Below are 25,416 nucleotides of genomic sequence, written 5' to 3' on the forward strand. Positions count from 1 at the left end.
AATTTAACCTTCTAGGGATGGTTGAACCCGGACTGACCGCTGTTACGCCTTCCGCTGTCCGGAATTTATGCTCCGATGAACCAAATTATCAAGTATAAATTTAAACAACCGATTCCCAGGTAGAAATATCGGGAATCGGTCGTAAGCCAATTTTAGAGTATGAGATTTCAGGTTCTCCGGTTTACCCAGCATCTGTTCCATCTGCTCTTCATTCGCTCTACGCGAAATCGCAAATTACTGTTCTTTATACACGCGTACATAATCCACTTGCATAGTCGCAGGGATATCGGAGGCGTTCGGAGTACGACCACCGTCAAAGTTTCCGCCGATTGCCAAGTTCATAATAAGGTAGAACGGCTCATCGAAAGGTGCATTCGGATTATTCGGTGCAGCTGCGGAATACCACTGCTCGTTAGTGACTTTATAGAAAAACTTGCCGTCTACATACCATTTAATGTTGTCCTCTTCCCAGACTACTGAGTATACATGATAATCATTGGCAAAAGTTTGCCCCGCCGGGAAGTGATAATCACCGCCCGAATACTGGTTCCCTGGCCATTGTCCACCAAAGTGTATGGTACCACTTACTGATCCAGGCAGACGGCCTCTCGCTTCCATAACATCAATCTCTCCTGATGCAGCCCAAGTGCCGTATACCGAATCTTTTGGAAGCATCCATAGTGCTGGCCATACACCATCACCTGTAGGAAGCTTGGCACGAAAATCTACTCTGCCGTACTTCAAGGACAGTTTATCCTTGGTGTTAATCTTTCCTGAAGAATACTGTGCATACCGATTCGGGTCTTGTGGGAAAGATTTGCTGTCGTTCATGGCTTTGATATTCAGCTTTCCGTCCTGTACATATACATTTTGAGTGCTGTTTGTGTAGTGCTGCAGTTCTGCATTTCCCCATCCCCAAGTAGCGGGATCGTTGTTGAGATAATATCCTGTTTCATAGTTCCATTTGCTTGTATCCAGCGTAGTTCCGTTAAATTCATCTTGCCAAATGAGGTTCATGCCCGCGATTGCCGGGTCGGTTGGCGTTCCGATTGAGATATCCTCTTGATCGGATACATCCGGACGCGGGGCATTTGGATTGCCGATGAAGGTATAGTTGACGAAGTTGTTGCCAATATTTCCACCCGTCTGTCCATTCAGCGGATATCCAATACGGATCTGCATATTTTCTTGGATTGGCTGGAACCAAAGACCATAGACATAATCGGCCCAGTAACCCCACTGGTTGGCATCGGACATATTGTTATACCCATTACCGGAGTATACAAATTTGCTCTGGCTGGAGTTACTCAAATCAACCCACTGCCCATTGATGTTAATTTGGTATACAAAATTGCCCAGTTCCTTGGCGATTGGCGCCCCTCCATCAATTTTGGGAAGCGGAACCCCAATGGAACCATTCGCATCTGCTGTGAAAGTTGTTCCTTCGTATGGCGTAATGACATATGAATTTCTTGTAGGTTCATTAAACGTAATGGTATAAACAAGATTAGCCGAAGAAGTCTTTGATTCCAATTTGACATTGATCGACTCCGTTACGTTAAACCAGTACCCACCGCCGCCATCGGTGAATTGACCAAAATTGTGATCGTAGATCCAGCCGCTGGCTGCGTTATTGTCAATATCAATCCAGGTGTTACTGTTTACAGGTTTGACATACACCTTCAAATCATCCGCAACAGCTTCATAAGTGACCGCAGGATTATTGTTGAACGTTGGATATGTAAAGCCTGCACCGCCTGTGAAACTTGCTGTGATTTGTGGACCTTGTGTCGGATTCATCGCTGTGATGGTTGTTTTGTTGATGTTTTGGAATACAAGTTGATACTCCAACTTAACACCATTCGCTTTGGAGTACAGTTGAATCTCGGTTGTTGCGGAGAGGGTGAACCAATAGCCATTGAAGCCGCCATCGCTCCAGTGCCCCCAGTTTTGGTTATAGATATAACCGCCTGCCTGGTCGATATCAACCCAGTTGTTGCCCACTTTTACATTAACGCCTACATCACTGTAAACATCATTCCATGTCGCGGAGCCTCCATTGAACTTAGGCATAACAAATCCGTAGCTGGCCTTGCCAACCCCTGATTTTGAAATAACAGGCCCGTCTGCTGGTGAGAAGTACTCCATTGAGGTTACGGTAGTTCCCGCTGCCTGAACCTTTGAAGCTGGCAGTATGCCAATACTAGCTAGCATCACAACCACAAGAAACATACCGAGTACCTTTTGCATAAACTTTTTTGCCGTAAAGTGAGATGGTTTCATAATTGCCCTCCTTTAATAGAATAATAGCTTCTCCCAATCCATGCGCATTAAGGAAATCGCTTACAAGTGGGAATATCTTTATTCTATCGAATAGGTTAATTTGCTGAAAAGGTACAATTGTTTTTGTGGTATCCCATTTTTTTGGCTTTTGATTCAATTGGCATATTTAACAAGGGAGATGGTCCGTTTGATTATGCTGTTTCATGGTATAGCGTTATAGGAATGAGCTTTGTGCTCTGCCTTCTGCCGCATCATCTGTCGGTACTCTGTGGGTTGGATCTGCATCACAAGTCGGAACGCGCGTGTAAAGCTTTTGTAGCTTTCATAGCCAACCATAGCAGCCACCTCCACAATTTTATGGTCGGTTTCGGCGAGAAGCCGCCGCGCTTTATCCAGACGCACATCTCGTAGGTATTCAGCAAAACCTTTACCAATATTCTTCTTAAACAGATTTGAAAAATAAGCATAATTAAGCGATATATGATTGGATACCATCGCGAGGTCCAGCGGTTTGTGGTAACTCTCGTGTATAAAACGAATGGCTTCATTTAGATCCTGCGAATGGCGATAGCTGCACTTATAGTCATAATATAACTGATTTAGCCGAAGCAGCTGCTGTTGCAGTGCTTGTATATACTCACGCATCCCTGGATAATCAAAGAGGTTACGCAATGATTCAAGGTCAAGCTTTTCTTCCCCCATATAAGGGCGGATAACCCGTTCGTATTCCTCCATCATCTGAATAGTGGCGGCGCAGAGCTGTTGAGTATAGCGAATGGGATAACGTTGCAGCACCTTTTTGTGAAATATTGCAGAAATACCTTGAGTAATTGTTCCGCTGTTATCTGTTCCAACCGACTGGAACAGTTCATATAAGTCTTCATAGGGAAGTTGCCACTGCTGTTCCATATGCTCAATATGTGCTGGGAAGATACTGTACTGATCAGGAAACAGGTAACTGTGGCGATAGAGCTCAAGCACTTGGGTATAGCTGTCGGGTAGTTCTTTCAACCCCTGAATCGGGTTAGACATGGCCGTTATGGCATCGATCTTTCCTTCCTTGAGCGCTGCAGGCAAAACATTTGGATCTATGGACGCATCCACCGCAAGGATCAGGTATGGGCGATGTTGCAGGCAAATACAACCTTGTTTGCCAAACACACGATAAGCAATGGCTTCCATGCTATGGGCGCTGCTGGCTCCGGGCTGGTTCATGCAAACTTCTTCCCGCAGCAGGGCTAGGCGATAATTACGCCATAACGCATCATTTTGTTCCTCAATCTGAAGAATCCATGCGTCATCACTTAACGCACCCTGCATAAACATTCTTAATTCTTTACGATTGGTCTCTTGGGCGAGACGGGATACACGCTGCATATTATGCGTAAGTGCCTGCCGTGTCTGGATCTCTTGCCATACATGCTCCAGGGAATGTTGCAGATCCTCTCGCTTCAGTGGTTTTAGCAAGTAGCCCTTTGCCCCAAGCCCGATAGCTTTTTGGGCATATGTAAAATCACTATAACCGCTGATAATGAGGTATTCCACATCCATGTATTCCTCTTTGGTTTGAGCCATGAGTGCCAACCCATCCATATCCGGCATCATAATATCGGTAATAACGATGTGAATGCAATGCTGCCGCAATAGGCACAGCGCCTCAATCCCGCTCGCGGCACAGTATATGTTGCTCAGCTCCAGAGGAAATTGATGCAGCATGGCCTGCAGGCCGTCACGAATGTGTTTTTGATCGTCCACAATCAGGATATTAATCATGCTCTACCACCCTCCAAGATTTACATTTTCCCAAGGCAAGCGTATCGTTACGCAGGTATATGCACCTTGCACACTATCAATCCAAAGACCACAATTCTTGCCATAATGAAGCTGCAACCGCTTATTCACGTTTTCCAAACCAAGTCCGCTCCTGCTAGTAACCATCGGTGTATCCGATTCGCTCCGCAGTACTGCCTGAAGACGGTGTAACATCTCAGGCTCTAACCCCTTTCCGTCATCTCTTATGTTAATGAAAAGCAGACTGTCATTCTCCACAGAAAAGGTAATCTCTATAGTTACCCTGCCGCCTGAAGGCGCCCCGTGATGAACTGCATTTTCAACGATGGGCTGCATACACATCTTGGGAATGGCGTAGCGAAGTATCTCCTGAGGAAGATCCGCCGTCATAACGATACTGCCGCCTTCCATAAAGTTGATAAATTCAATATAACTTTGGATATTGGCAAGCTCCTCACGAAAAGCAACGGTATCGCTACGCCACTGCATGCTGTAACGTAGTTGGGAGCCCAACGACACCAATGAATTGGCTATAGCAGGCTGCCTCTGTACCTCTGCCACCATACGGATCGATTCCAGGGCGTTATATAAAAAATGAGAATTAATCTGCGAATGCAAGGAGTGCAATTGTGCGTTTTTGGCAATTAACTGCTTATCCACGACCTGTGTCATTAGACGTTTGACCTCTTGTAACATTTTATTGTAATTCACCGCCACCTCATCGATTTCATCCCCTCTTTCGTTCTCATCAAGGCCTGTATCAATCATTGCATCCAGCTCGCCTTTCCGTACCTGACGCATGGATACCAGTACGCTGTCCAACCGCCGGAAAATACGCCGCGTCGTTTGGGATACGAGTAGCATAATCAGCAGCAATACACATAATGTAATCGTTACCACAAATGCATACCAACTGCGCGGCCCCTTCATCAATACCTGATGGGAAGCAATATCAACCACATAAGTGTTCAACGGGGCGATGTATCGATACAATGCATAGAAGCTCTGATCTCCCACCTTAACCTGAAGCGGGCTTTCCTGCGGCAATATATCCAGCTGGCGATGAATACTGCCAAGGATCTCCTCCATCCCCTGCCCGTACTTCTCAGAAAACTCATGCTGGGGATTGTAAACATACTCGGGAGGATCGCTTGCATTCATCAACACCGAAAAGAAGTCTCCCTTGCTCTCCTGGAGCAAGTCGCTGAAAAACATGCTGTGCGGGACTCGCACTTCCATAATACTAGGACGTTTTTGTTCCTGCCCTTGAAGGCGAACCAGACGATAGTAGGATAATGTGTGTTCACCATCCCTAAAAGAAAATAAACGGTAAGCCGCACCACCTTCGTCCCGAAGCTTTACCCAATAATCCTGCGGCCAAAATTTCTTATAATGATAGATTTCAGGCCAGATTTCATACAAGTTTGGGTTATCGACGTAAAAGCTAAGCTCACTGATCATCGCATTGCTTTGAATGATATTAAGCATTTGCTCAAACTGGTTTTGCTTAAACTTCACCAGACGTAATCCATCTACAAGCATATTGGAATGAATAAAATCCACAAATGACTTTTGAGTGAGGGCTGTATTGGAAGCGTTCTCAATCATGTCCATTCTTCTGCGCAATTGTTCATTCAACCATGAAACGTGGCTGTTGCCCGTTGCCATAGCATCCTTATATAGCTGGGTTTCTTGCATGCGGATATACACAAAGGATATCAAAATAACAGGTATGGCAATCATCAGGCTAAATGCCAGAAACAGCTTTTGGGATATACGGGCATTGCGATAAAGCTTCCTCAATCTCGTTAGTAGGTATTTCATTCTGATGTATTCACCACCTTTGTTATACCATATACCATATATCACCAGTTAGCTGATAGTTAACAATGTAGTAGGGAATGGTTATCTGGCTATCTTGGCTTTTCGCAGTTCCAGTTCAGCCTGGCGATATTCCATCACCTGGTTAAAGCCGTAGTTCACACGACGTATCAGAAAATTTTCGAAAATTTTGTCAAAGGCAGCTTCATCCTTCGCTGTAATCAGTTCTGGCAGCACTTCTTCCCAATTCTGAGAAATACGTGACCAGGCTAACGCGATATCGGAATCCCCTATAGGATCTAGTCCCTTATAGATGCTGCTATCGAGATCGGCCTGTTGGTTGGCGAACTCCTCCATTTGCTTAATGGATGGGGCATTCTCTGGTCTCCACTTGTTAACGAAAGCAGGGTTTCGCAGCATCCAGTAGGTATCCATAATGCCATATTCCTTTTCCAGCCTCTCCCTATCCGTGTCATGCAACTGAACCATTGCCGCCGTCAACTGCGGTTTGCCGTTCTTCATCGTCCAGGTTTCACCTTCTTTGCCCAAAAATAAATCCCTTTGGCCTTCTTCGCTGGCCAGATAGGTCAAAAATCGGATGGCCCGTTCAGGGTTTTCCGTGGATCTGCTAATCATCGTAACCATCCAGCCATCCATGCTGCCAGGAAACAGTTTCGCGGATTCTCCCCTGCTGCTCCGGGGTCCATCTACAGCAATATAGTATGAACTCTGATTCGTAAGGACTTCCAATTTCGAATTGAGGTCCGATATGTCTGTCCATTCCCGAATCATCATAAAATATTGGGCATGGTTGGTTTTTTCCTGCACCTGTGCACTGGAGTCGACCAGAAAATCAACATTAATCAGGCCCTGCTCGTAAGCGATACGAAATGTTTTCAGCCACTCAATATAATCGGGATCTGTCATTCGGTCGTATACTTTACCATTCTGTTCATGGGGGATCGCAAGCAGATTTTGCAAATATTCGGTCATCCCATAGGATGCATTCCCCTGTGCCCAAAACGGACTGATCAGCTGGCCTTTATAAACAGAATATTGATTCTTCAGCAATTGCAATGCATTTAGAAAACCTTTCGGTGTGGTAAGGTCCGGTTTGCCCATCGACTCATACAGATCTTTACGTACGAGAAAGGTTTGGTTCGCTCCCGTCAAGCCGGTTGAACGCATCTGTTCGGGACTGTACGCATCATTGGGGATGACATAGGTATGGCCGTCTTCCTGCCGATACCATTGTAGAGCACCATCACCTGCTACCTTGTAAAAGTAAGGATCATACTGTTTGGCTAGCTCATCCAGGGCATAGATGTTATTACTCTCCCGAAGTTTGTTAACCGCACTCTCCCAGGAGCCGATGGTTATCAAATCCGGCAGACTACCGGTCGTCAACATCCGTGATAAGATCTCGTTTGGTTCACCAGTGGATACTTCAAATTCGATATTGACTCCTGTTTTTTGAGTGACATATTTGGAAGTCAGGCTCTCACCCCAAGTGTGCCCGTACCATTCGGCTCCAACGAACCACGTTAGATTCACGGGGGTGGTATCCATCCTCCATGCCGGTTCTTCCAGATTCAGATTAAGGCTCTGTATCTGCTCCGTGAAGTCAGCCTTTGTCGAAGCACCCTTATCTTCCGATTGCTCTGACTCAGAACAAGCAGTCAAGCCTGACATCAGACACATCATCAACAAGGCTAAAATAAAAGGACTTCGAAACATGAACACCTGAGCGCCTCCTTTCTATACTGGCCATCTCCATCCCCATCTGCACCAGCATTCATACTAGTGGTGGTACAACCGATTTTACTACCCTTGGATTAAAATGGAAATGGTTTAGTGGTCGATTCTCAGATGATCCGCAACATTCCCCCTAACGAAACATAACTTGTAATAAATCAATGGAAGGGAGACCAATTCGTGTATCTAATCTGGATACTTATTGTCGGTGGGTTAATTGGCTGGTTAAGCGGAAATCTGATTGGACGGGACGTGCCGGGAGGCATACTCGGAAATATCATTGCTGGCTTTGTTGGATCGTGGTTAGGGTATGAACTGTTGGGACCGAGGGGGCCGGTGGTGGGTGGATTTCATATCATACCCGCGATCGTCGGGTCGATCATTGCTCTCTTGATTTTCTATGCTCTGGCGCGCGGTGGAGCGTTCCGAAAACGTTAAAAGGCGGAGACGACAAGTTTTTAGCCAATTGATTAGATATTGACGTAAAGCTTCTTTCGCCACCTTTGTATAATCTTCTTCACAAAGCATAATTTTCACCCGGTAGTCGAATAAAGCCGCCGATCCTATTGATCGGCGGCCTCCTTTGGTTTTATGGAACATTGTTTCCCGTTAGCTTGATGAATTAAAGTGCAAAATAACGAATACACCTATTCGGTAATAGGAACATGTTCTTGTCCCTCGACATCTTTAATCAATCTTACATGGTCTAAAAGTTTCATGTGTAGCTTCATACTCTTCTATTAATCGGATTTTATTTCCATCAAATCTAATCATTGATATCCCATCAAATGAATAAAGTTGTTTTTCTTTTGCTTTAAAATACCATTCTACAAAAAATAAGGTTTCATTTACTTGATGAATATTTTTAATCTTCCATTTTAAAACAACTTGCTTGAGTAACATTTTTTTGATCCAGAAATGGACTTCCTCTATACCCACATACATTGCTCCATAACATTCGCGGTAGATAATATCATCAGAAAAATACATATCTAAAAACGTAAAATCTCTAGTTACCCACATAGAGAAATATTTTTTTATAATTTCTTCTTTCATAAGTTACTCCTCTATTTTTTAATAAAGCGAAGTTCTTGACGAGTGTTTTGAATCTATTATATTAAATGAATTAATTCAGAAAAAAAGAGAATGAATAAACAAGAAAAAAACGAACGACTATAAACTAATTAATGATAATCGTTCATCCTGTGCATGGCAAAATAAACATAAGCCGCCACGTTCAGCCAGCTCCACCCTATCGTAAAACAACCACAAAAAAAGCCAACCAGTACGCCACCGATTACCTCTGCCTGCCCGTCTGTTATATGCGTTCATTAATTTTGATCAGTAATTTCTTTAAGATTTGCTTCTCCTCGTCATTAAGGGCTTGAACGATTTCATCCTCCACTTTTTGAAATGAGTTATTGAAGTCTTCAATTAAGTCAACCGCTTTTGGTAATACATAAATATTTTTTTGCCGTTCATTATTGGCCGGGATTTTACGTTCGATGAAACCTTTTTGCTCTAAACCTTGAAGCATGCTTGTAACGCTTGCCCCACGCAAATGAAACCGATCTGCAAGATCCTTTTGAATAATATGATTGTCTTGATTCTCATAAATATAATCGATTACTTTTCCTTGTTGAGAACTTAATCCTAGCTCTTTTATACTCTCATCCGCTCTTTTCTTTAACTTAAGACCGATAATTTGAAACAAATCCATATAAGGCGTATCTTCTCGGGAATGCATGACCGTCCATCGTCCCCTCTGTAATTGTTAGGAATCTAATTGTAAGTAGCTAAAATATACAGTGATCCCAGTAGGCTTGTCAAAAAAAAGTTAGACTATTGACTGTTAGATATCTAACAGTTATACTCCGAAGTGTTGAATCACAAACACATTAGGAGGAGTTATGATGGAGAAATTAAATCAGAATGCTGGGTTAGAAAAAATTACGGCGATTACAAATGTACGAATCTTTGATGGATATCAAATTATTGTTCCCAGACATATTGTCATTAAAGGGGTGTCCATTATTTCAGTGGGCGGAGACATCCCAAGCGACGCAACAATTATCGATGGAGAAAATGCGACATTAATACCTGGTCTAATTGATGCACATGTTCATACCTCAATTGGCGGATTACGAGATGCATTAAAATTCGGTGTTACAACAGAACTCGAAATGAACGGCGATTTTACTAAAAGAGGGCGCGAAATTCAGCTAAAAAATGTCGATGACATCGCAGACGTCCGATCTGCTGGTACAGCGATTACCGCTCCTGGTGGGCACCCAGATGAATTACTGCCTGATGGAGATGAAATACCTGAATTCGTATTAAAGGAACTAGAGCAGTTATCGGAGGAAGACCGGGAAGCAATGTTGGCCGCTTACGCTCACGATCACGACGAAATACCTCAAGTGATGACGGTTGAAGAAGCGATCAAACATGTGCATACCCAATTGGAGAATGGATCTGACTATATTAAGATCATGATTGAAGAGGGAACGGTTATGGGTGCACCCGGCCTGCCTGTTCTAAGTGATGAGATTCTAAAAACAGCCGTTACTGAAGCCCACAAGTTCGATAAGTTGGTCATTGCCCACGTTTTGACGGCTCTTTCATCGAAAGCAGCCATCGATTTTGGAGTCGACGGTTTGGGCCACTTGTTTATCGACAGACCCGAGTACACGTCCGAATTGGTTAAATCCATAGCTGATTCTGGAGCTTTTGTTACACCGTGCTTGGTTTTGAATTCATCAATTATTGGTAATCCGGCATCGGAATTGGCTAATGATCCACGAGTTCATTCCAAATTAAGTCCGGATTGGATCGATATTTTGAACTCAAGCTTCAATACATTCCCACAAGGCAATATGGAGAACAGCTTTAAAAATGTGATGGATCTTCACCGTGCCGGAGTTGATATTCTTGTAGGGACGGATGTCGCACCGGTTCCAGTTCCGAACCTTGGCGGCCTTGCTCATGGGGCCAGTGTTCACCACGAAATGCAGCTGCTGGTGAAGGCTGGGTTCACTCCGATCGAAGCTCTTCAGTCGGCTACTTCCAAACCGGCCCGTTGCTTTGGTCTACATGATCGTGGTCGGATTACCGAGGGTGCACGTGCTGATCTTATTCTCATAAACGGTGATCCGATCACTAATATTTCAGATACCTTGTCAATCCAATCCGTGTGGTTCAATGGTTCGCGAAAACTAGGCTAAAACTAGAAGATTATATCTTCCTAATTGTAAAATCACTAAGAAGAGGGAGTGCAAAATGCATTCCCTCTTCGACTTTAATCTATTTATCCAACTCCCAATTTTTTAGGAACGATGCCCAGATCAATGAGATGTAATTATGCTTTTGGAATTGCCCCTATTTGTTGAAGCAAGCCAAGCATATCGGGTTGACCATACTCTTCAATAATTTGGCCATTAGAGATCCGATAAAAATTCATTGCATTTACTTCGATTTTTTTGCTCGTTGGTGGAAACCCGAGAAACTCTCCGTCTTGTGTGCCCTTCATGACAAAATGAGCTGCTATTAGATCCTCTTCTGCTACCAGCTCCTTAACAGTCCATTGTATATCGGAAAAACCAGATCTCATCATATGAATTATGGAGAGATAACCACTTGGACCATTCATTGGTTCTTTTTGCATAGGTACATAAAAAACAGCATCTGGAGCAATCAACTCTTCAGCAAGTTCTTTGCTTGCCGTATTAATGAAGTTCGTGAAACGATACATCAATTGTTTGTTTTCTGTAATCGTCATATTTAAACCCCTTTCTATTTTCGTGAGCATATGCCTTCACTTAAATTTTATCTCTACTTTAGATAATTGGTAAGTAGGCACCTTAATGTTGCATAGGAACCTTTTTGTAACTTTTAGGTTGCAGAGAAGTTATCCCTTGTACAGATTCAAGTAAAGACATGGACACACCTTGTAACCCGGATACTGTATTCATTAGGTCCCATTTCTCGGAACGACCGTATGTAGTTGATAAGGTACCTAATGTAACTCCGATAAGTGTAGAACCCATCAATGCCAATAAACTGATCTTTAAATGCTGTCTCCAAGAATTCAAGAACGTTAACATATGATTCAAAAATATTCACTCAGTTGCATCCATAAACTCTCTTGCAAACTCCCTCCTCCCTTCATTCATTCTCATTTGATTTTTCATCGACAGAATTATAATATAAGCAATGTATTGTTTTGAAAGTAGGCACCTTTTTGTTATATAGGAACCTAATAGTAACTATTGGAGGTGATAATGTAGTGATTTCAAAAAAAGAGTTGCCGTTGTGTCCCGTCGCTACGACAGTTGGATTGATAGGTAACAAGTGGAAGTTATTGGTTATGAGGGATCTTTTGAAGGGAACTCATCGATTCGGAGAACTTCGTAAAAGTATACCTGAGATCAGTCAAAAGGTTCTCACTGAAAATTTACGTTCTATGGAAGAGGATGGAATTGTCATTCGTACTGTTTTTGCAGAAGTCCCTCCGAGAGTCGAATACAGCTTAAGTGATTTAGGAAATTCACTGAAACCAATTATATTCTCTATGGAAACATGGGGACTCGGGTACCAGAAACTCAATGATGAACTTCCAAACGATATTCATCAGAGTGAATGATGTCAAATTGTTACTCCACGGTCATTTCAAAATAGAATAAATTCCTCTACATCTTCAAGTTAAGTCAATGGAGGACTCATGCGTCCTCCATTGATTCGTAAGAGAAAGTTGATCTTCGAACACCAGTTGCAATATTTCTATTGCATGAAGAAAAATGGGCACGATCCTCATAAAATGAATGGCTAGTTAAAATCAAAATGGATATGCGCTGTTTTTGGATACATGAATTATTTCAGATGGAAACCTCGCCTTAAAATATTTTTCGACTTTCAGATGAATACTTTTCTCGTACCATCTGTCCCAGCCGTTCACATCAAATAATTGTGGCATCCCTAACCGCTCAGATCTCATTCCCATTTGACCATCACCAATCAGTAGCGTATCAATCCAAATTCGATCAGTTATGCCTTGTAACATGTTAGCGAAATTAGGTGAAAAAGGTAGCACAGGGGAGATAGATACTTGTGTATGTATCCCTGCATCATTTATCTTTTTCAAGGCTTTAACTCTTAAATTTATTCCAGGAGCATAGGGCGAAAAAATTCGTTTCACGTCTTCGCGATCTGTCTCGATTGTCATGGAAACCATAATTCTACATTTTTCCTTTAATTTCAGTAGTATATCAAGGTCTCTGGCAACCAGCGGGCTTCTAGTTTGAATTTGAAGTGAATCTGGTGGGTTTTTATCCATTTCTTCCAAGAGGCTTCTTGTAATGCTTGCCCTCTGCTCTACAGGTTGATAAGGATCTGTGGCTGATGACATGAATATACTTATGGGTTTATTTTTACGTCTTAGAAGAGAGACTTCCTTTAGATAGTTTTCTGCTGCATTTTTCTTGACATCCACCCACGATCCCCAAGGGATATCCTTAAACTTTTGAATAGGCATTTCTCTGACGTAACAGTATTCGCAAGCAAATGCACAACCCGTATAGGGATTTAGTGAATGAGTAAAACCAATATCTAGATAACCTTTTACTTCACTTAATATTTTCTTAGACACAATGTCTTTAATTTCAATTGGCATGACGCTACCATCCCCTCAATTACTTTTCAATCTATCATCTTGGCGATCACTTCTCCTCTTGAGTTTTATCTTAAAATTTCTCATGCTACTTGAAAAGTAGGCACATTTTTATTAGATAGGAACCAGAATGTAACTATTGGGTGTTAACAACAAAACAACCGTTTCAACTCGATTACTCTACTGCTCCAGTGGCGCCGATTCGAAGATCAACTTCCACATCAAAATGTGCTCGGGATAGTTCTTTCCCCCAGTCGGCCTGTGCTTCCTTGTATAAGGGATACTGATATGCCCTGGCATAAAACCCATACCCGAAAGGATCGATATTATAGTTTTGGCACTTTTTAATAAGCGCCTCCATGCTTTTTTTCATTTCCTTGCTTAATTTATTTGCCATTTCCTCGGAATTTCCCAAAAGTTCAAATTCAAGAAACTTTTCAGTTATGCTGACGATCGACTTCACTTTAATGTTGAATTGAAATCTGCCATTTTCATGAGAAGATTTCGTTTTTACCGATATGTCACCTAAAGAAAAACTCACTTTGTCGATGTTAAATGGCAGTGATTGTTGTAAATCATCAACAGGAAAAGTGAGACTGACCCCTGGTTCAGCTTCATTTTTCAAAATGTGAAGAAGTGATGTCTCCTGATAGGTCAGGGAAGTTTTGTACTCCCCTTTTCGGGATAAAAGAGTTGTTCCTTTTAACATGATTTTATTATTTTCAATCTTGATTTCCGAGATGGAAGGCGTCATCGCTCGATCATACAATTGTCTATGTAGCTCCTGCGCGGTTGTTTTTACCGTAGCTGAACTTTTGCTTCCTGAATCGACAATCGCTTTTATAAATAAAGGTAACGGCGGTTGATCTTTGGCTTGAAAATTGAAAATATCCGCCATAGGACCGTCAAAAGCAATGATGCGGTCGGTAATCGTATTGCGAGGATCGCGGAACATGACATCAAGTACTTTAAACCAATCCTTATATTGAAGCAATTGTTTCCCTACAATGATGACTTGAAAATTACGTCCCGCAAGCGAACCGGGAAATTGGGCATCCTGGTGATTTCTCGACTGTCTTAAACCTTCTGCTATCCCTCCCCCTTCGCGGCTTTTCTTTTGAATGTCTTTACTGAATACAGGGGCAGATATATAATAATGGAGCTTTTTATCTTTGACATCCAATCCAAGAGCCAAAGGAACCGTTGCGTCTTCTAAATTGGTTTTGTCATTGGCGCAACCTACGAGCGCAGCCAATAAAATACAGGACACACCCGAGATAATGAATTTCCCGACCCATCTCATGTGCGTTGCCCCCCTCCCATCTTTTTGCGGATTGCTACATACAGAAGAACGCCTGCGGGCAGAACAAACTCCATCATAAATCCAATGTAATTGAGTGCGTAGTTTACTTGGGCAGATTCGATAAAGCTGGGCCGATAGAGGAAAAAGCTAATCTCAATGACAATACACCACACTGCAAGATGGTATCTTTCCTGACCTTTTCCTACCAGCGACGCGGAGCACCTCGAGACAAGATACATGGAGGGAATCCATATGCAAGAGAAAACGAACAGATAAAATGCGATAAATACCACTTCTACGCGCTCAATAAACTGAAATTCAATGGACTTCATAATGCTAATCACGGGGTCATTATACTCCCCGATCTCATCAGGACTAAAGTACACGTAACAAATCAGGGTGATTCCCAAGTAAACGATGCAAGTGAGCGTGTTGGAGATGATCATGGCAGGCAATGCTCTTTTTTTGTTTACTAGTTGGGGATAGAGGAACAAAACCAGGCCGATGCCGAGCATCGGATAGATCATAAATTGGATGGATGAAAGAACTGGGAACCATCCCTCTTTAAAGATGGGCAATAAATAGAGCCAATGGGCACGACTTAACGTAGACACATAAATGAACGGAATCCATATGGAGAGTATGGTGACTATTTCGCTGTATCGCCCGATGGCCTGAAAGCCATGCTGCGCAATCTGAAATGTGGGGATGAGCAGCAGCAGGACTAGAATATAAATATACGTACTTGGCAATAACCATAATTTAATGACAAGTGAAGCAATCATATAACCGTCATACGCCAGAAGCAAATAATAGGACATAAATATTAAAGCAGCTAATTTTGCTGCCCATACGCCGATATAACGCTGAATCAAATCGAGTATTGAACTGTTTGGACTATATTTCATCAACTTGACGATCGCTATGGAGGCTAACGTTGCCAGCCCCCAGCCTAAGAAAATGACCATCCAGCCATCTGTTCCCGCATGCCTCGCCAGCTCTCTGGGAATAGACAAAAAAGCAACGCTGATTTGGAAAGAAGAAATAATAAGAATGAATTGAAGCATCGTTACCGGGCGTAATGACTTCATGTTCTATTTATTCTCCTTCCATCCTCTGCTTTTACCCTGTCTTTTTGACTGGCGTGAATTCGTGCTTGCGGGGCGGTTGTTCATCATCCACAACGGTACCCGCAGTAAGGTATCCTTCCAATCCATGGCCCTAAATGGAGCTATAGGTGTGCTATAGGAGGCACCGAGCGAGTTTAATGTTATTAGTCGACCGATGAAGCTCATCATGCCCACCACCAGTCCAACAAACCCGAACCAGGTAGCTAGTATCATCATCATGAACCGCATGATGCGTACAGCTGCCATCATGTCTTGATTGGGAATAATAAAAGATGAAATAGCTGTAAAAGCCACTACGATAACCATTACATTGCTGATCAACCCTGCCTCCACAACTGCCTGACCAATGACAATACCGCCAACGATTCCTACCGTTTGTCCTACTGGAGCTGGAAGGCGAACTCCCGCTTCCCTTAACATCTCAAGTGTTATTTCCATAATAATCGCCTCTACAAATGGCGGGAACGGAACTTGCCCCCGTGACTCACCAAGCGTTAATAGGAGCTTCAAAGGTATAATCTCAAAATGAAACGAAATGACGGCTATAAAAATTCCAGGCAAAAAAATAGCAATGAAAAAGGCAAAGATGCGCAATATTCTGAGGAATGACGAAATGGACCATCGGGAACTGTAATCATCAACCGTCTGAAAAAAAGACATGAACGTAGCTGGCGCAACCAGAACACTTGGCGAACCATCGACTACAACGACACAACGGCCTTGCAGTATTTGAGAAGCTGCCGTATCCGGTCTTTCTGTCGTAATCATTTGGGGAAGCAACGCAAGTGGTTGGTCCTCAATAAATTCAGCCAATTCTCCGGTGTTAATGATGGCATCCACATCAATGGATTGAATCCGTTCTTCCAGTGCTTTAATGATGTCCGGCTGGATCACATCTTCCAAATAAAGCAAAGATACTGGCGTTTGTCCCCGCTGCCCAACAATATACCGCTTCACCTTTAACTCTTTGTCCGCAATATAACGACGGATCATGGCTATATTTTGAGAACCTGTCTCTATAAATCCTTGATGAGCCCCTTTCAGTGAGGGCTCCTGCTGAGGATCCTCAACAGCGCGTTGCGGGAATCCTTTTGTATCTAATGCGTATGCAGTACTTCTTCCTTCAATAAATAACACGCTGTAGCCGAGTATAATGGAAAGTCTGAGTTCTTCCCACATGGAGTGAGGTTTTACATAACCCACTGTTGTAATGAAATCTCCGGAAGGATTTCCGGTTTCTAGTTGAAGCGGAGCAAGAACATTTTGATTAAGTGACGCTTTATCTGTCAATTCTTCCATATAGATTATAGCGGCTAGTTCTCCGGTCTGTTTTATGCTTAACTTTCGGATGATTAAGTCGGGAGTATTCGTAAAGATTTCTTCAATTCTACCCAAGGATTCGTTCAAACTTTTGGTGATATTTTCCTCTTTTGTGTTCATGGCAGATTGATCATCCACTAGCCTTACCTCCCTTCTTACAGCAACATTTCCTTATTATGACGATTATTCTTCTTGATATACATCGCGGCTTGTTCGCAGGTACATCTTATTTTCTATGTTCATTTGAGCAAATCAGTAATATCAACGTTCATATGTTCAGTAAGCATTAAGGTTACATCCACTTTCACTTTGCTCCATAATAATGTCATTTTATGAATGTAACCTCTCACCGAATAATCTACCGTTAAACTCAGCTCAGATCTCACTTCATCTATGATTTTAATATGATGTTCCTTTAGCCTTTGTTTTGATTTGTACATCTCTAAAGCAATTTTCTTTTGGGTACCGTCCAGGTAGTCAACATACACAGATTTCATCTTAAAGTTTGAAGCGTATATTTTATGCTTATCTACCTCCAGAGCACCTAACAGATAAGGGAGCTCCACCACCCTCTTCACGAGTGAAAGTTCCTCGAAAGTCTGTCGCAATTTACACGCCTCCTTCTTCAAGTTTTACAGCGACCAATTGATCAAAATCGACCCATTCAAATCCATTCTCCATTTCAATTTTGATTTTCTTCCCAAAGGTACTGACTGAAGTGACGATCCCGTGTATATACCGATTGCCTGACTCAGTAAATATTTCAAAGGTGGCTTGCAATGTATAATTGAGCGACATATCTATATTCTGAGTAATAATCTCCCACTCATCTTCATGGATCAGTGGTTTCGCTTGATAATGAATTTGAGTTCGATGCTGTATAATTCGTTCTTTATGTTGAGGAAGCATCATGCGGCTCGATTCCCATAATCCATTGGCCTCCAGTTTTTTACTCATTTATAATGCCCCCCAATTTTAGATGCTCGATCGATCGCTTGACCCGCAGCCGTAATGGAGCTCGCTCGTAGAATGGCAATGTCGCCAAATCGATCCTTAATGTCGTCCATCACCTGATCAATGGCCCGTTTCTGCTCTTGATCATCAAAAAAAGATAGTTGATATGTATCCGCGTTGGATAATTGAGACAGGGATACGCCTACACGGCGCACAGGTTGCCCATCCCAGTGTTGATGGAATATGCGTTTGGCTATCTTGCATACATCAACGGTTATGTTTGTAGGATCAGACAGTTTAACCTGCCTGTGAAAACCAGTGGGGTGGTCAAAATCCGCACCAGACACACTCACAGAAACAACACTACCCATCAATCCCTTTTGGCGGGCTCTTCTGCATACTTCTGTACAGATATCGAGAATAACCACTTCGATCTCCCATGCCTCTGTGAAATCTCTAGGCAGGGTCATTCCGTTTCCGATATCCTTTTGTGTACTGTGCGTGTTCACGGTTACCGGCGAATTGTCGAGTCCATTTGCGACTCTCCAGATGACTTCTCCATTAACACCCCACTTACTTCTTAATTTGGAAAGAGGCGTATTCGCCAGGTCTCTAATGGTTCGGATGCCCATCTTCCACAGATGTTTTTCCATTCTTGAGCCTATCCCCCACATATCGCGGATGGGCTTATCTCCAATATGGAGGTGTAACTCCTCTTTCTTTAAGTGGAAAATGCCCCCCTCTGCTTTTTTAGCGATCATATCGCAGCATAATTTACTGATGATTTTGTTTTCACCAATGCCAGCTCTCGCGTATACGCCTGTTTCATTATAGATTTTGTCTTGAATTTGCTTGGCCAAATCGACTGGATCATTACCAAATAGATGCATAGACCCTGTAAAATCAGCGAATAATTCGTCTATACTGTAAGGTTCGACCAGATCGGTGAACTCCTCAATAATGGACATGATTTGAGTGGATACTTCGATGTATTCTTGCATGTGTGGTCTCACAATGATCAGTTCAGGGCACTTCTGAAGAGACTGCCAGAGTGGTTCCGCGGTAGATACACCCTTCGCTTTGGCTAGTGGACAAGCGGCAAGGATAATTCCAGAACGTCTTGCGGGGTCTCCCGCGACAGCTAATGGTCTATTTTTGTATTGAGGCATTTTTGCCTTTTCGACTGAAGCATAAAAGCTCTGCATATCAATGAGCATAATGGTTCGTTGCTTAGTCAACACTGAAATCACTCCTGTACTTTTAAGAACGTATGTTTGTATATATTATAAACCGAACACATGTTCTTTATGCAAGAGGTAAATATTTATATTTAGGCTACGACGAAGTGATGGATTCAAATCATACTAAGTCACACCAGCTTCTCCATCATTTGAACTCCCACCTGTAAACACAGTTTTCATTTTCCTGACTTAAATGCGAAAATACTTGAATATGTAATTAAGGGTGCTATTCAAAAGCCAATGCACAAAAAGCCGCTAAATTAGCGACTTCAATTGGACCATGTTCTTGTCCCGCGACAAATAAATAAAAGCAGCCGACATCAGCTGCTGCTTTTTTAGTATTTTATTGTTGGATGCTACTCCATCCGCTTACATCACATTGTCCATAATCATTATCACCCACAGCAACCATCGTACCATCCGATTTCAGTCCAATTGTATAGGCACACCCCGCAGAAATAGATCTAATTTCGTGCCAGCCACTTACATCACATTGGTGATGTTTATTCGAACCCACAGCAACAATCGTCCCGTCAGACTTAAGACCAACGGTATGATAACTCCCCGCTGCAACTGCTACAATATCGCGCCAAGCGCTTACGTCGCATTCCCCTTCATTATTTCTACCCACAGCCACTACCGTGCCATCCCATCTAAGCCCAACAGTATGAAGATACCCCGCCGAAACAGCTAATATGTCGCCCCAGTCGTTTACGCTACATTGGTTATACTTATTGTTACCAACGGCTGTTACCGTTCCGTCTATTTTTAGACCAACTGTATGCCAGTCACCCGTCGTGACCGATACAATATCATGCCAGCTGCTCACGTTGCATTCCCCTTCATTATTTCGCCCCACCGCAACCACGGTGCCATCTGATCTAACCCCGACAGTACGGCACCAACCTGCCGAAACGGTTACTATATCGCGCCATTCGCTTACATTGCATAGGTCATGCTTATTCCAACCGATAGCTGTTACCGTACCATCGGATTTAAGACCAACTGTATGTGCATTACCGGTGTTCGTAGCCATATGAACATTACCAGCCGCAACTGCGACGATATGGCACCAATCGCTTACCTTACATTGACCGTATTTATTATCACCCACAGCTATTACTGTTCCATCAGATTTAAGAGCAACGGTATGACGACGACCTGCCGCTATGGTACAGTTACGGACCCGTTTCGCCTCAAACACTGCTTCCTTCCGTGAATTGTAGCCCATATCTTCCTCCTCTCCACCAATTGAAAATCCTCGGTTAGTTCAACTGTAAGTCATAAAGTTTGTTGTTTGTTGTTACATCGCACTGTAAAAAAGGCTCGCACAGACAGGGTATTATTACTTCCCTTGCCAATACGAGCGTCTACGTCAAATTGCACTCAAACAGTTGATCCGGGTGTGTACTTTTAGCAATCGTTTCATTTCATGTAGCGATATTCTAGAAGATCCTTCAGATTTGAGATTTTCCACAGCAGCTTTTCGCCTACATTGGTTTCCCTCACCAGCTTCCGCGCCAGTTCTTTGTCCACCAATCTTTTTAGAGATAACACGTCCGTTCCGTTACATAACACATCTTCTTTTGAATTAAATTTCTGATGGGCGACGAGCTGCATACCAAAGGAATTGTACAGCAAGGTATATCCGGCAATGCCCGTTGTGGACTGATAGGCTTTGGAAAAACCGCCGTCAATCACGATCATTTTTCCGTTTGCTTTAACAGGGCTCTCTCCACGACTTTCTTTGACTGGCGTGTGACCGTTAATGACATGTCCGTGATCTGGATTCAAATCAAACTCCTGCAAAATTTTTCGAGTGATCTCTTCATTTTCACGTAAATGGTAGTAAGGGTTCTTTCTCTCCTTATGTGCGTCTTTATCCTGGATAAAATACCGTTCAAAAGTGGTCATTTCTCTCTTTCCAAAGAGCGAGGAACATTCCCCTGTCCAGATGTACCATACCATATCCGTCGCCAGATCTTCTGTCTCTTCCGGATGCGCAAAGGCGTAACGTAAATAATCCTCAAAAACATCAAGCAATTGACGGCCGGCATATGTCTTGTCTTCAATCTGCATTTCTTCCATATTTCCTTCTTCATCCAAAGGAATACAGCCGTGGATTAACAAATTCCCGTTGTATTTTAAATAAAGGCTACCCTTTTTCATAAGAAAATTCATATGTCTGGCCATCTTTTCGGAATGCTGAACGGAAAACAGCAGCTTTTCCATCACCTGGCGTTCTTCCTCCAGCAATTGTTCAGGCTTCTGCGGATTTATGGTTGCAAAACAGGTGTTTTCCAGCAGGTATGTTTTACCGCAGATGTTGATTTCATTTTTGTCGTAATCAATCTGCTCCAGCAAAAGTCTTTCAGACATATTAAAGTATGGGCGTCTCTTGATAATCGGGATTTCAAGTTTAAACTGAATCATGGCAATGGCTTGGTGAATTTTCGTGATCTGCAGAATTTCCTGCTCCGTTAGGTTATGACCAGCCTGTAGCTTAGGTCTGAAAGATGGATTGTCCTCATAGTATTTCTCCGCCAGGTTTAGCAGTGGGCGCAGATTGATTCCGTATACATCTTCGATGATATCCAGATTGTCGTATCTGGCGCAGATCCGAATAATATTCGCAAGGCAGGCCAGAGAACCCGCGTAGGCTCCGATCCAGAGGACATCATGGTTACCCCACTGAATGTCTACAGAATGGTAGTTGATCAGTGTATCCATAATTTTATCGGGGTACGGCCCCCGGTCATAGATATCTCCAACCACATGAAGATGGTCAACCACCAGGCGTTGAGTCGTATAAGCAAGGCCGATAATGAGATTGTCCGCCTGGCCCAAGGATATAATTTGCCGATATATTTCCTCGTAATAAGGATCCTTATTGTTGGTCGAATCCGTCTTGTATAAAAGCTCTTCTACAATATATACATATTGCTCCGGCAGAGCTTTACGCAATTTCGAGCGCGTATATTTTGAAGAGGCATAAGAAATAAGCTTAAGCATGTGTTCAATCGTTAGTCTATACCACTGGTTCAAAGCCTGTTTATTGCTCAGTTCCCCTATAACCAGCTGTATTTTTTCTTCCGGGTAATAAACCAATGCCGCAAAATCATTGATTTCTTGATCCGTCCAAACCTTCCGGAATAATTCTTTGATTTTCTCTTTGACGGTACCCGAACCGTTTCTTAGTACATGCTGAAAAGCCTGGAACTCCCCATGCAAATCACTGACAAAATGCTCGGTTCCCTTCGGGAGATTGGAGATCGCTTCAAGGTTGATGATCTCTGTTATGATTTTTTCTTCCGTATCATATTTCTCGGCCAATAAATCTAGAAACTGCTCATCCAAAACAGATGTCCCCCTTCAAGGAAGTATGGTGTTGTATAGCCGGGTCCAAAAGCTTTAGACCTACATAAAATTACTCTATACTTGGCATTGATTATATGGTAATTATCAGCATCGCCTTCCCCCATCATACTCCAGTTCATCATATATGAACAAATTTCATTGAATGGATTTTGAACGAAACAATGTTTTGTAGTTATAAAATAAAAAAGCCGCTAAAATAGCGACTTTCAATGGGATCATGTTTTTGTCCCTCGACATTTTTTAACTAACTGCTATTTTACACAATGAAAAATAAACGATCTATTCTCAGAATTTGCTTGTTTGAATTCCCAATCACCATATGTTTTAATTTTCGAAAAACCGATTTGTTTCAGCGATTCATCGAATTCGTCTTGATTTCGAAACCTTAGCTGCATTTTTTCATGAACTAACACTTCGTCTGTTTTTGTATTTTTTACAATTTCATAGAAAGTGTAAATATCTCCCTCAAACCCTTCATATTCTGTATAAATTTCTAAAGGATCTCCGCTTAGTTTATCTTTAGCTAAGTCAGGAGTTTTGTCCTTCTCCCATTCTTCCCATACTTTTACCAAAGGGTTTCTTGTATCAAAAATAAAGTGACCCCCAATTTTTAGGGATCGGAATACGTCTGAGATTACTCGCTTCCAACTATCATCTGTAAGAAATACCTGTGCAACATTAGCTGTCATAATTACCGCATCATAGGTATTGGTTTGTAAATCTGCACTATCACCTATAATCCAATTCACATTTCCAGAATTATCTTTACTTCTCGCCAATTCAATCGCTTCTTCATTGGGATCTATAGCGGTAATTTTATAACCGCACTGAACAAGATGAGTAGTCCATCTTCCTGTTCCACAGCCCAGGTCAGCTATGAATTCTACTTTTAATCTCTTTAACAATGCAAGGAAAAATTCATCGTCTTTTCCCCAATGGTTAATCTGGTCGTATACTAATGGAATCATAAATAATGTCTCCCCACTTTCAACAGCGTTTTACTGTGCTCAACAGTTTGATGTCTCATACATAAGCTATACGGTTTTATTTTCATTCTGTGAACCAAAAACTTCCCTGGTTGCTTCTATAAAAGATAACATGATTGGTGAAAGCCACTTGTCTTTATGCCACAACATCTGTGTATATACCTGCAAGTCCGGAATCTGCCATGGGAGGACAACAAGTTCTCCACGTTCAACTTCAGATTCAGCGACGATCTCAGGAAGAAAGGCAATACCGATTCCTGAAATTGCACATTGTTTAATGGCTTCAGCACTTTGAAACTCTAAATATGTAATGTTATCAATGCCCTCTTTCTCAAATGACCGATCAAACATCGTTCGATATGGACACCCCTTCTCATTTGTCAGGAACACTTCATCATGAGAATCTTCCAATTGCAGCACAGTTCGTTTGGCGAGTGGGTGATCTGGAGCAGTTAACAATCGGAAATGTTCTTCCAGCAATTCTCAATTCCGAAACTGAAACCTCTGCCAGTCTCATTTCTATGGCTTTCATCTTTAATTCTACCGGATAACTCACTCTGGTTGCCATTACAAACACACCTCCAAGATGATCTCCCCTATCTTACGACAAGGTTTCATTCTCTTGAAGGTGTGTTTGATTAATACATATTCCTAATGATTATAACTACAATTAAGTAAGTACAGTCATCGCCTCTCTTGTGAATGGAACCAGATCACCAGTACGTCCTTCTTGAATTTTCTTAGCCCATTCAGGGTCGACTAGAAGAGCACGGCCTACAGCAACCAGATCAAACTCATCATTCTGAAGTCGTTGTACCAATCCCTCTATACCGACGTTACTTGCGCCTTTACCTTCTGTGAACAGACTTGTAAAGTCACCATCAAGACCAATCGATCCAACAGTGATTGTCGGTTTACCAGTCAGTTTTTTGGTCCAACCAGCAAAATTCAGATCAGACCCTTCGAATTCCGGCTCCCAGAAACGGCGTGTGGAGCAGTGGAAGATATCGACTCCAGCTTGAACCAACGGTGCGAGAAGCTGCTCCAGTAATTCCGGTGTTTCAGCCAATTTAGCCTGATAATCATCTGTCTTCCACTGAGATAAACGCAGTACAATAGGGAATTCCGATCCCACTACTTTACGGCAAGCCTCAATCACTTCAACTGCAAAACGTGTGCGAGCCATCATATCTCCACCATAACGATCCGTACGAGAGTTGGTTTTCTTATACAGGAATTGGTCGATTAGATAGCCGTGTGCTCCATGGATTTCAACACCATCGAACCCAACGCGTTTCGCTTCTGAGGCTGCTTTTGCGAATTCTTGAACGATTGTAGCAATCTCAGCTTCCGAATAATCATTAACATGACCTTTGGCTCCCATATGCCAGATCTGTGGAATAATTCGACCGCCAGCTTCATGTACTTCAGATACAACATGTGCCCAGCCATTCATTGCAGCTTCGCCATAAAAGTGCGGCACATTGGCTTGATTGGATGCATCCGGATGATTAATTATTGTCCCTTCCGTCACAATCAGCCCCACTGCGTTCTCTGCTCTACGGCGGTAATAGCCCGCAACATTCGAACCCGGGATACCGTCCGGAGAAAATTGACGCGTCATTGGCGCCATCACGATCCGATTGGATAACTTCAAGTGACCTAACTCTATAGGTTGGAACAATGCTTCTACGGATTGAGAATAATTCATAATAACCTCCACATATTTCGTTTTATATAAATTGACCTAGGAGATGTTAAACAGCAACCAGCCTGGTTAACAACTAGA

General features: G+C 42.5%; 21 protein-coding genes and 1 pseudogene. 3 read left to right on the top strand and 19 right to left on the bottom strand.

The window, feature by feature from the left end; all coding sequences use genetic code 11:
- Positions 1-234: 234 nt before the first annotated feature.
- From BLS69_RS07230 to BLS69_RS07245, 4 genes are all read right to left on the bottom strand, one after another.
- Complete coding sequence (locus tag BLS69_RS07230; protein WP_256332250.1) at positions 235-2,283, bottom strand: glycoside hydrolase family 16 protein; 2,049 nt, start codon at positions 2,281-2,283, stop codon at positions 235-237.
- A gap of 201 nt (positions 2,284-2,484) precedes the next feature.
- A complete protein-coding gene (locus BLS69_RS07235; RefSeq protein WP_091029849.1) occupies positions 2,485-4,056 on the bottom strand; it encodes a response regulator in 1,572 nt (523 codons plus the stop codon).
- A 3-nt stretch (positions 4,057-4,059) separates the two neighbouring features.
- The gene (locus BLS69_RS07240; protein WP_091029852.1) at positions 4,060-5,898 is read right to left on the bottom strand and encodes a sensor histidine kinase; all 1,839 of its coding nucleotides are present in this window, start codon (positions 5,896-5,898) and stop codon (positions 4,060-4,062) included.
- Between the two features lie 81 nt (positions 5,899-5,979).
- Positions 5,980-7,632 (bottom strand): extracellular solute-binding protein, encoded by a 1,653-nt coding sequence (locus tag BLS69_RS07245; protein WP_256332337.1) that lies wholly within the window; start codon positions 7,630-7,632, stop codon positions 5,980-5,982.
- 198 nt (positions 7,633-7,830) lie between these two features.
- On the opposite strand from BLS69_RS07245, the gene BLS69_RS07250 reads away from it, so the two are divergent.
- Entirely contained in the window at positions 7,831-8,088 is a 258-nt protein-coding gene (locus BLS69_RS07250) for a GlsB/YeaQ/YmgE family stress response membrane protein (RefSeq protein WP_091029857.1), read from the top strand.
- Positions 8,089-8,337: 249 nt separating this feature from the next.
- Here BLS69_RS07250 and BLS69_RS07255 read toward each other — a convergent pair whose 3' ends face one another.
- Both BLS69_RS07255 and BLS69_RS07260 read right to left on the bottom strand, forming a co-directional pair.
- Positions 8,338-8,706: a nuclear transport factor 2 family protein gene (locus BLS69_RS07255; protein WP_091029860.1), complete on the bottom strand. Its 369-nt coding sequence runs from the start codon at positions 8,704-8,706 to the stop codon at positions 8,338-8,340.
- A gap of 262 nt (positions 8,707-8,968) precedes the next feature.
- The gene (locus BLS69_RS07260) at positions 8,969-9,397 is read right to left on the bottom strand and encodes a MarR family winged helix-turn-helix transcriptional regulator (RefSeq protein WP_091029863.1); all 429 of its coding nucleotides are present in this window, start codon (positions 9,395-9,397) and stop codon (positions 8,969-8,971) included.
- 166 nt (positions 9,398-9,563) lie between these two features.
- Between BLS69_RS07260 and BLS69_RS07265 the strand changes: the two genes are divergently transcribed.
- A complete protein-coding gene (locus tag BLS69_RS07265) occupies positions 9,564-10,874 on the top strand; it encodes an amidohydrolase family protein (RefSeq protein ID WP_091029866.1) in 1,311 nt (436 codons plus the stop codon).
- Between the two features lie 134 nt (positions 10,875-11,008).
- On the opposite strand, the gene BLS69_RS07270 is transcribed toward BLS69_RS07265, so the two are convergent.
- Positions 11,009-11,428 carry an ester cyclase gene (locus BLS69_RS07270; protein ID WP_091029868.1) on the bottom strand — a complete coding sequence of 140 codons (420 nt, stop codon included), beginning with the start codon at positions 11,426-11,428 and terminating at the stop codon, positions 11,009-11,011.
- Between the two features lie 507 nt (positions 11,429-11,935).
- Between BLS69_RS07270 and BLS69_RS07275 the strand changes: the two genes are divergently transcribed.
- Entirely contained in the window at positions 11,936-12,292 is a 357-nt protein-coding gene (locus tag BLS69_RS07275; protein ID WP_036613919.1) for a winged helix-turn-helix transcriptional regulator, read from the top strand.
- 192 nt (positions 12,293-12,484) lie between these two features.
- Here the strand turns inward: BLS69_RS07275 and BLS69_RS07280 are convergent, their stop codons facing one another.
- The 12 genes and pseudogenes from BLS69_RS07280 to BLS69_RS07335 form a co-directional block, all read right to left on the bottom strand.
- Positions 12,485-13,318, bottom strand: a complete 834-nt coding sequence (locus BLS69_RS07280; protein WP_091029871.1) for an SPL family radical SAM protein — start codon at positions 13,316-13,318, stop codon at positions 12,485-12,487.
- A 172-nt stretch (positions 13,319-13,490) separates the two neighbouring features.
- Positions 13,491-14,618, bottom strand: a complete 1,128-nt coding sequence (locus BLS69_RS07285) for a Ger(x)C family spore germination protein (protein WP_091029873.1) — start codon at positions 14,616-14,618, stop codon at positions 13,491-13,493.
- Positions 14,615-15,709, bottom strand: coding sequence for a GerAB/ArcD/ProY family transporter (locus tag BLS69_RS07290; protein ID WP_091029876.1), 1,095 nt, complete (start codon positions 15,707-15,709; stop codon positions 14,615-14,617). Before BLS69_RS07290 ends, BLS69_RS07285 begins: the two co-directional genes overlap by 4 nt.
- A gap of 3 nt (positions 15,710-15,712) precedes the next feature.
- On the bottom strand, positions 15,713-17,188 hold the full coding sequence (locus tag BLS69_RS07295; protein ID WP_091034865.1) for a spore germination protein: 1,476 nt from the start codon (positions 17,186-17,188) through the stop codon (positions 15,713-15,715).
- Positions 17,189-17,307: 119 nt separating this feature from the next.
- Positions 17,308-17,646, bottom strand: a complete 339-nt coding sequence (locus BLS69_RS07300) for a YhjD family protein (protein WP_143023562.1) — start codon at positions 17,644-17,646, stop codon at positions 17,308-17,310.
- 31 nt (positions 17,647-17,677) lie between these two features.
- Complete coding sequence (locus BLS69_RS07305) at positions 17,678-18,025, bottom strand: YolD-like family protein (RefSeq protein WP_091029881.1); 348 nt, start codon at positions 18,023-18,025, stop codon at positions 17,678-17,680.
- Complete coding sequence (locus tag BLS69_RS07310; RefSeq protein WP_176872812.1) at positions 18,022-19,239, bottom strand: DNA polymerase IV; 1,218 nt, start codon at positions 19,237-19,239, stop codon at positions 18,022-18,024. The genes BLS69_RS07305 and BLS69_RS07310 overlap by 4 nt, the downstream gene beginning before the upstream one ends.
- Before the next feature lie 367 nt (positions 19,240-19,606).
- Positions 19,607-20,494 (bottom strand): RCC1 domain-containing protein, encoded by an 888-nt coding sequence (locus BLS69_RS07315; RefSeq protein ID WP_091029888.1) that lies wholly within the window; start codon positions 20,492-20,494, stop codon positions 19,607-19,609.
- A 194-nt stretch (positions 20,495-20,688) separates the two neighbouring features.
- On the bottom strand, positions 20,689-22,620 hold the full coding sequence (locus BLS69_RS07320) for a fructose-1,6-bisphosphatase (protein ID WP_091029890.1): 1,932 nt from the start codon (positions 22,618-22,620) through the stop codon (positions 20,689-20,691).
- A gap of 272 nt (positions 22,621-22,892) precedes the next feature.
- Positions 22,893-23,609 (bottom strand): class I SAM-dependent methyltransferase, encoded by a 717-nt coding sequence (locus tag BLS69_RS07325; protein WP_091029893.1) that lies wholly within the window; start codon positions 23,607-23,609, stop codon positions 22,893-22,895.
- A 66-nt stretch (positions 23,610-23,675) separates the two neighbouring features.
- A pseudogene (locus BLS69_RS07330) lies at positions 23,676-24,107 on the bottom strand (substrate-binding domain-containing protein); the annotation flags it as partial.
- Positions 24,108-24,297: 190 nt separating this feature from the next.
- On the bottom strand, positions 24,298-25,338 hold the full coding sequence (locus BLS69_RS07335; protein ID WP_176872632.1) for an NADH:flavin oxidoreductase: 1,041 nt from the start codon (positions 25,336-25,338) through the stop codon (positions 24,298-24,300).
- Between the last annotated feature and the right edge of the window lie 78 nt (positions 25,339-25,416).

It is taken from the genome of Paenibacillus sp. CF095 (assembly GCF_900101225.1).
In the GTDB taxonomy this organism is placed as follows: domain Bacteria; phylum Bacillota; class Bacilli; order Paenibacillales; family Paenibacillaceae; genus Paenibacillus.

Bases quoted from the DNA above. Each gene is read 5' to 3' on its own strand.
- BLS69_RS07280 (WP_091029871.1), bottom strand. From the start codon at position 13,318: ATGCCAATTGAAATTAAAGACATTGTGTCTAAGAAAATATTAAGTGAA.
- BLS69_RS07245 (WP_256332337.1), bottom strand. From the start codon at position 7,632: ATGTTTCGAAGTCCTTTTATTTTAGCCTTGTTGATGATGTGTCTGATG.
- BLS69_RS07310 (WP_176872812.1), bottom strand. From the start codon at position 19,239: ATGCTCATTGATATGCAGAGCTTTTATGCTTCAGTCGAAAAGGCAAAA.
- BLS69_RS07235 (WP_091029849.1), bottom strand. From the start codon at position 4,056: ATGATTAATATCCTGATTGTGGACGATCAAAAACACATTCGTGACGGC.
- BLS69_RS07240 (WP_091029852.1), bottom strand. From the start codon at position 5,898: ATGAAATACCTACTAACGAGATTGAGGAAGCTTTATCGCAATGCCCGT.
- BLS69_RS07270 (WP_091029868.1), bottom strand. From the start codon at position 11,428: ATGACGATTACAGAAAACAAACAATTGATGTATCGTTTCACGAACTTC.
- BLS69_RS07305 (WP_091029881.1), bottom strand. From the start codon at position 18,025: ATGAGTAAAAAACTGGAGGCCAATGGATTATGGGAATCGAGCCGCATG.
- BLS69_RS07265 (WP_091029866.1), top strand. From the start codon at position 9,564: ATGGAGAAATTAAATCAGAATGCTGGGTTAGAAAAAATTACGGCGATT.
- BLS69_RS07295 (WP_091034865.1), bottom strand. From the start codon at position 17,188: ATGAACACAAAAGAGGAAAATATCACCAAAAGTTTGAACGAATCCTTG.
- BLS69_RS07335 (WP_176872632.1), bottom strand. From the start codon at position 25,338: ATGAATTATTCTCAATCCGTAGAAGCATTGTTCCAACCTATAGAGTTA.
- BLS69_RS07230 (WP_256332250.1), bottom strand. From the start codon at position 2,283: ATGAAACCATCTCACTTTACGGCAAAAAAGTTTATGCAAAAGGTACTC.
- BLS69_RS07260 (WP_091029863.1), bottom strand. From the start codon at position 9,397: ATGCATTCCCGAGAAGATACGCCTTATATGGATTTGTTTCAAATTATC.
- BLS69_RS07285 (WP_091029873.1), bottom strand. From the start codon at position 14,618: ATGAGATGGGTCGGGAAATTCATTATCTCGGGTGTGTCCTGTATTTTA.
- BLS69_RS07255 (WP_091029860.1), bottom strand. From the start codon at position 8,706: ATGAAAGAAGAAATTATAAAAAAATATTTCTCTATGTGGGTAACTAGA.
- BLS69_RS07325 (WP_091029893.1), bottom strand. From the start codon at position 23,609: ATGATTCCATTAGTATACGACCAGATTAACCATTGGGGAAAAGACGAT.
- BLS69_RS07315 (WP_091029888.1), bottom strand. From the start codon at position 20,494: ATGGGCTACAATTCACGGAAGGAAGCAGTGTTTGAGGCGAAACGGGTC.
- BLS69_RS07290 (WP_091029876.1), bottom strand. From the start codon at position 15,709: ATGAAGTCATTACGCCCGGTAACGATGCTTCAATTCATTCTTATTATT.